The sequence below is a fragment of the Jezberella montanilacus genome, from assembly GCF_003003055.1.
Taxonomy (GTDB): domain Bacteria; phylum Pseudomonadota; class Gammaproteobacteria; order Burkholderiales; family Burkholderiaceae_B; genus Zwartia; species Zwartia montanilacus.
Genome location: NZ_PVTV01000018.1, coordinates 104,136 through 110,159, shown reverse-complemented (window position 1 = coordinate 110,159; position 6,024 = coordinate 104,136). Strand labels below are relative to the sequence as shown.

General features: G+C 48.5%; 8 protein-coding genes. 7 read left to right on the top strand and 1 reads right to left on the bottom strand.

The annotated features are described in order from the left end of the window. The first annotated feature begins 357 nt into the window (after positions 1-357). From BCM14_RS15395 to BCM14_RS14600, 3 genes are all read left to right on the top strand, one after another. Positions 358-798 (top strand): MFS transporter, encoded by a 441-nt coding sequence (locus BCM14_RS15395; protein WP_311042737.1) that lies wholly within the window; start codon positions 358-360, stop codon positions 796-798. Then, positions 702-1,595 carry an MFS transporter gene (locus tag BCM14_RS14605; RefSeq protein WP_311042736.1) on the top strand — a complete coding sequence of 298 codons (894 nt, stop codon included), beginning with the start codon at positions 702-704 and terminating at the stop codon, positions 1,593-1,595. Before BCM14_RS15395 ends, BCM14_RS14605 begins: the two co-directional genes overlap by 97 nt. Before the next feature lie 99 nt (positions 1,596-1,694). Continuing rightward, positions 1,695-2,279 carry a uracil-DNA glycosylase family protein gene (locus tag BCM14_RS14600; protein ID WP_106228781.1) on the top strand — a complete coding sequence of 195 codons (585 nt, stop codon included), beginning with the start codon at positions 1,695-1,697 and terminating at the stop codon, positions 2,277-2,279. 74 nt (positions 2,280-2,353) lie between these two features. Here the strand turns inward: BCM14_RS14600 and BCM14_RS14595 are convergent, their stop codons facing one another. Beyond that, on the bottom strand, positions 2,354-3,352 hold the full coding sequence (locus BCM14_RS14595) for a Bug family tripartite tricarboxylate transporter substrate binding protein (RefSeq protein ID WP_106228780.1): 999 nt from the start codon (positions 3,350-3,352) through the stop codon (positions 2,354-2,356). A gap of 308 nt (positions 3,353-3,660) precedes the next feature. Here BCM14_RS14595 and BCM14_RS15370 point away from each other — a divergent pair, with 308 nt between their 5' ends. The 4 genes from BCM14_RS15370 to BCM14_RS14580 all read left to right on the top strand — a co-directional run bounded on the left by BCM14_RS15370 (position 3,661) and on the right by BCM14_RS14580 (position 6,007). Next, positions 3,661-3,801: a pyridoxamine 5'-phosphate oxidase family protein gene (locus tag BCM14_RS15370; RefSeq protein ID WP_259673653.1), complete on the top strand. Its 141-nt coding sequence runs from the start codon at positions 3,661-3,663 to the stop codon at positions 3,799-3,801. Between the two features lie 181 nt (positions 3,802-3,982). Further along, on the top strand, positions 3,983-4,489 hold the full coding sequence (locus BCM14_RS14590; RefSeq protein WP_106228779.1) for an HPP family protein: 507 nt from the start codon (positions 3,983-3,985) through the stop codon (positions 4,487-4,489). Positions 4,490-4,633: 144 nt separating this feature from the next. Continuing rightward, on the top strand, positions 4,634-5,197 hold the full coding sequence (locus tag BCM14_RS14585; RefSeq protein WP_259673652.1) for a DUF427 domain-containing protein: 564 nt from the start codon (positions 4,634-4,636) through the stop codon (positions 5,195-5,197). Positions 5,198-5,251: 54 nt separating this feature from the next. Further along, positions 5,252-6,007 carry a hypothetical protein gene (locus BCM14_RS14580; protein ID WP_106228778.1) on the top strand — a complete coding sequence of 252 codons (756 nt, stop codon included), beginning with the start codon at positions 5,252-5,254 and terminating at the stop codon, positions 6,005-6,007. The last annotated feature ends 17 nt before the right edge of the window (positions 6,008-6,024 follow it).

The window sequence follows — 6,024 nt, the reverse complement described above, 5'->3', positions numbered from 1 at the left end:
CGCTGCTGTTGACCATGAGACATCAGCTCAAATTTGTACGCTTGCAATCGCTTCATGCTGTGATTATATACAGCAGTCTGTGTATTCACAAGATATCAACATCTAGGACAGCTACGCTGTCCGTGCTATTCATCCTCGCCCTGAACGCCGAGGTTTTCCGCACAATTTGATAAAAGACGATAGTTACGTTGGCAAGAAGCGTCGGAGTGATAAAAAGAGGAGGAATATATTTGTTTGGGAAACGATGGGAAATATATAAATGGCAATAATCACAACCACAGACCAATTGCGTGCCATCTACAAAGCACTCTTAGCAGGCTTGAAAGGCTCCCCCGGCAAAACCAAAGAGGCGCAGCGTTGAGCGTTCAGGGGCAAGTGCCCAGCAGCATTCACGACCCACTCCCGCCAGCTTTTCACAAGCTGGCGATCTCGAATTTATTGGCTCAATCTGCAGAGCAGTTGACCTTGGCTGCTGTGCCCATTGTGGCTGTGCTCATGCTTCAGGCAGGTCCCGGACAAATTGGTGTGCTTGCCGCAGTCCAGTCATTGCCTTTTTTGCTGCTCTCCATGCCAATGGGTTTGTTGGCCGATAGCATGTCGCGCAAAAAGCTCATGCTCTTCTCCGAAATACTTCGGGTGCTGGCCTGCTGCTGGATCAAATCAGTGTCGCCTTGTTGGCGACTGTCGGATTTTTTGCGGCTGTGGGAACGGTTGGTTTCAGTGTCAGTGCACCTTCCTTGGTGCCAGCATTGGTTAACAGAGCACATTTGGCCAAAGCCAATGGGCGCCTGGAGTTAGCAAGGAGCATGGCATTTGCGGGTGGCCCAGCCTTGGCGGGGGCCCTCATCGCTTGGATGGGCGCTTCGACGTCCTTCGTTTTGTCTTTCATGCTCTCTCTGGCTGCCGTAGGTTTCTTAAATCAAATCAAGGAACCCGCAAGACAAGCAGCGCCAGACAGACATCCTTGGCTAGAGCTCAAAGACGGGGCGCACTTTGTTTGGACTCATGAATTTTTACGACCCATTTTGTTCACTTCTGTGGCGTGGAATATCTCTTGGTTCGTGTTGCAAGCCATCTATGTTCCGTATGCCATTCGCACCTTGGGTATGAGTTCGAGTGCGGTGGGCCTCACCCTTGCTTGTTATGGCGCTGGCATGATTTTCGGATCACTCCTGGCGTCCAAAATTGTGGCGCGCATGGCATTTGGCAATGCCATATTGCTGGGGCCTTTTTTCTCGGTTTTGGCAGCTGCTGTCATGGCGGCTACTCATTTTTGGCCAGCGTCTGCAGTGGCTGGCTTGTCATATTTTCTTTTCGGATTCGGCCCAATCATCTGGACCATCACTTCCACCACACTCCGCCAGAGTGTCACCCCAAACACCTTGATGGGGCGAGTCACCGCCATCAACATCGTGGCGGGCACAGGCGCTCGCCCGATAGGCGCTTTGCTGGGTGGCTTAGTAGGCGAGACTTTTTCAGATTTAGCCAGCTTGCTGGTCGTCGTCGCAGGCTTTTCTGTTCAGGCAATTATCATCAGCCTTTCTAGAGTCAGGTCCCTTCAATCCTTAAGTGAACTACAAGAAAGATCAAACTAAGCGTGTGAGTGCAATTGAATTGACTGCTTAAATGAAATTTTCAGCAATGAATTTGAGGTCTTCTTACAATGCTCTTGAGTTCATCACCATTTATCTGACATGACCCAATCTCTCGCAAGGCTCGTTAAAGAAATTCGCTCTTGTACCTTGTGTACAGAGTATTTACCACTGGGGCCAAGACCCATTATTCAGGTTAGTAGCACGGCAAAAATTCTCATAGTTGGCCAAGCCCCCGGTAGCCGAGTTCATGAAACCGGAATTCCATTTAACGATCCTAGTGGCGATCGTCTTAGAGAGTGGATGGGTATCGATAAAGAAATTTTTTATGATGACAAGGAAATTGCTCTGGTGCCAATGGGTTTCTGTTTTCCCGGAACAGGTAAATCAGGCGATCTACCTCCAAGACCGGAATGTGCTGCTACGTGGCGAGTCCAACTATTAGAGCAACTACCCAATATCAAGTTAACCATTGTTGTTGGTCAATATGCTCAAGCATGGCATTTAGACCAAGGCAACAAAGCAAATTTGACTGAAACCGTCGTGGCATGGAAGAGCTATTGGCCTAAGGCAATTCCTTTGCCACATCCAAGTCCCAGAAACAATATTTGGTTAAAGAAAAATCCTTGGTTTGAGGAAGAGGTTTTGCCTTCACTCAGAAGGAAGGTGAAAGCTGTATTGAAGTAGGATCAGACATCTTCGGCGCGGGTCGATTCCGCCCCGGGCCACCCTATTATTTGTTATGTTGCCTGGGATTCCTTTCACTCCAGTTCAATATGGCGATCTTTGGCTACCTTGGTCCAGCGCGCAATGTCCTCTTTAATATAGGCATCAAATTGTTGTGGTGTCATGGGCATGAGCGTCATGGCCTCACTTGACATTTTTTCTGCGAACTCTGGGCTGGACAGTACTTTATTTAACGCTGCATTCAGCTTAATGACGATTGGCTCTGGGATATTCGCAGGGCCCGCAATGCCATACCATTGCTGTCCATTAAAGCCTGAGAAGCCTAATTCGTTGAACGTTGGAATGTTCGGTTCTGCAGGACTGCGCTGCTGACCAGTGACGGCCAAAGCACGAACACGATCTGACTTGAGATAAGGAATCGCAGCAAACAAAGTGGGGAGCATGGCGTCGGTTTGTCCACCAATCAAATCAGTAAAGGCTGGTGCAATACCGCGATAAGGCAGATGAACCATCAAGACATCAGCAGCCATCTTAAATTGTTCCATCCCAAGATGCGTGAGTGTGCCGGGACCTGAACTGCCGTAGCTCAGCTTGTCTGGATTCTTTTGGGCATAGCCAACGAACTCAGCCAAATTTTTCGCAGGTAACTTGGTATTTACAATCAATACATTTGGTGTGGCACCAATCATACCGATGGGTGTGAAATCTTTTGACGCGTCATAGTTAAGTTTACGAACGGCAGGATTGGTTCCGTGAGTGCCTGCATAGGCAATCATGAGTGTGTAGCCATCTGGGCTTGCTTTTGCAGTTGTAATAGAAGCAATAGCACCACCGGCACCGGATAAGTTTTCTACAATGACGCTTTGGCCAAGATTCTTAGAGAGGCGTTCCGCGACTGCTCGAGCGATATTATCGAGCCCACCCCCCGCAGCGACAGGCGCTATGAGCCTGATCGGTCTTACTGGGTAAGTATTAGCAGTTTGAGCATAAACGCTTAGGCTCAGCGTCAAGCTAAACATAGCGACGAATGCTGACAAAAAAATCGGCATTGGCTTGTTAATAGATGCAGACATGTCTTAGGTCCGAACAAGGATTATGTATTAATGTGGGCCGCCTTCAAAAGGCCTGAGGCAACAGTGTAATTGGATAGGGCGTGGTTATTGCCATCACCGGCTCCCAGCTAAAGAAAATTAAGAATTGAAGGTCTGTTCAGTAGCCCAAAGCCATATCACTTCAAATACCCAGCGCCAAAAGTTGGATGAAGTAAGCGACTTTGCTCAACGATGTGTTGGGCAGCGCACGGACGATGTGACGGCGCATCAGTAAAGTAAGCGATTGAGCACAACTTTCCCCATTTTCAGGGACCACGGAGCCAGCGGCCATGAACACAAACAACAGCAAGAAAAATTTATATGATGTAGTGAATGACTTTGATGTCGCGATGCTCGTGACACACACCGCCAACACAATCCACGCACGGCCAATGGCCATTGCGCAGATAGACGATGACATGAACGTATAGTGGTGCTAAGCGTGCCGCAGCAGTAATCAGACGCTGACAGTGCGAGTTCGCTTTCAGGGGCTCACTACACCACCACTGAATCCCAAAGCCTTAGCGTATCTTCGCTGGTTTTTTTTCTTTCACGGTCTTTGACTGATGGTGTGGCCTTTCGAAAGGACAGGACTGGCATTATCATTCTCGAATGAAAACCACACTACTTCGATTGATTTGGGTCTCCATCGGCGCGGGTGTAGCCATCACGCTAACTCTGCTCGCAACTAAAGCCACAAGCCCTCTGTTGCTCGCCTCGCTTGGCGGGACAACATTATTCCTGTTTGGCTTATCCACAACACCAGCGGCTCAGCCAAGAGCCGTTTGGGGTGGACACCTATTCAGCAGTTTGATTGGAATTATTTGTGTGCAATGCTTAGGAGATGCCACTTGGGTATCGGTCACAGCAGTCGTCATTACGATTTGTGTCTTACTCCTCACCCGTACCGTGCATCCCCCGGCAGGCGCCAATCCCTTGATTATGATTCAGGCGCACGCCAGCTTTAGCCACATCGGATTAACAGTGTTGCTGGGGATTAGTATCATTTCCGCTGTCGCCTGGATTTGGAGCCGCCTAGGTTTTGGTACAAAGAAATATCCGGTGTCATGGAGTCAACCATCTCCACCGACGATGAACTGGAGTATTTGGGGCGACTAGCAGCTAGCATTCTCAGACCATAGGTTGGACTTCATTCGTTTAAGTGAAAGCCGGATTGAAACGCTTCGACTCATGTTTGAAATGACCGTTAGTCATTATTGCTGTCGCTATCACTATGAATAAAACTTTTACGAACCGGGGCTAATGATGCAAACGAACGAGATCCCTTCATGGCTTCAAGCCGCTCGTGACGCTTGGCAGTGGCGCGGTTCAAGCAGGCCTGATTTTGCGCAATTACCTAAACCGGGCCAAGTATCCGTTTGGGACTTTCCGCGTCCACCTCAGCTGGTTCTGGATCAGCGCGAAGTGATTGTTGTCTGGGGCAATGTGGAAGTCGCTCGAACAAATCGTGCAGTGATGGCACTTGAGACAGCGCACCCACCTACCTTCTATTTACCCTGGGCAGACGTCAAGCAAAACCTATTCGAGTCAGCAGGTGGGGGTTCCGTTTGTGAATGGAAAGGGCCAGCTCAATACTGGTCTTTAGTTGATGGTTCGCGTTCTTTAGTCAAGGTCGCATGGAGTTATCCGCGCCCCTTGCCTGGCGCAGAGCAATTAAAAGATTGTGTGGCACTTTACGCAACGTCGCTGCAATGTACGGTTGGAGGTCAACCAGTAACCCCTCAGCCAGGTGGATTTTATGGTGGCTGGATTACGCCGGAACTTGTTGGCCCATTTAAGGGGGATCCAGGAAGCTCTGGCTGGTAATGAACGCATCTAAAAATCTTATCAATAGGAAGCAAATATTTTTAAGGATCTTAAATGATGCACCTGTTTATTTTGACTGCCTTGATTTTTGGTTTTTCATCAGCCCACGCCCAAACTGAGAGCGGCGCGAAAGATTCACTAATAGAAACAGCTCATTACAAGAATGGCGATATCGCGCCCTATGCCTTAACCACAATCGGGATTGCCAACCCAAAGTATGTTGTCATCTTGATGCCTGGCGGCGATGGAAAGCTTACCCCTAGAGTCTCACCAGATGGCCAAGGGGTGCTTTTTTTGAAACCGGGTAATTTTGCGATTCGTATTAGAACGCTCATTGCTGATCATGAATTTGTCACCGCAGAAACAGATTCAACTGTTTCCATTCCTTCAATAGAGCGTGTCAAAGTAATTATCGAAGACCTTCAATCTAAGTTTCCCAACGCAAAGATATATGTGCTTAGCACCAGTAGGGGTTCCCAATCAATTCAAGACTTGTCTATAGCAATGGACGGAAAGATCGCGGGGTTTATAAATACCTCATCGCTTGCAAGCGTCAATCATGAGTTGGACACTAGAGGTCGGAAAAGCAGATATCTATTGGTTCATCATAGATATGACAGCTGTAAATCAACAGGCTATGAAGGGGCTGTCTATAACCACAAAACGTATGGCACTGACCTGATTACGATGGAGGGTGGAACGATTGCCGGTAACGTTTGCGGCCCCCAGGCACATCATGGATATTTGGGCATTGAGAGCGAGACAGTGTTGAGGATCAAGGCTTGGATAAAACAAGACAAGCAGGATTAAACAGCCAAGGCGCTTGC

What these genes read in the sequence shown, in the direction of transcription:
- BCM14_RS14600 (WP_106228781.1), top strand. Translation starts at nt 1,695, where the DNA reads ATGACCCAATCTCTCGCAAGGCTCGTTAAAGAAATTCGCTCTTGTACC.
- BCM14_RS14595 (WP_106228780.1), bottom strand. Translation starts at nt 3,352, where the DNA reads ATGTCTGCATCTATTAACAAGCCAATGCCGATTTTTTTGTCAGCATTC.
- BCM14_RS15370 (WP_259673653.1), top strand. Translation starts at nt 3,661, where the DNA reads ATGAACACAAACAACAGCAAGAAAAATTTATATGATGTAGTGAATGAC.
- BCM14_RS14590 (WP_106228779.1), top strand. Translation starts at nt 3,983, where the DNA reads ATGAAAACCACACTACTTCGATTGATTTGGGTCTCCATCGGCGCGGGT.
- BCM14_RS14585 (WP_259673652.1), top strand. Translation starts at nt 4,634, where the DNA reads ATGATGCAAACGAACGAGATCCCTTCATGGCTTCAAGCCGCTCGTGAC.
- BCM14_RS14580 (WP_106228778.1), top strand. Translation starts at nt 5,252, where the DNA reads ATGATGCACCTGTTTATTTTGACTGCCTTGATTTTTGGTTTTTCATCA.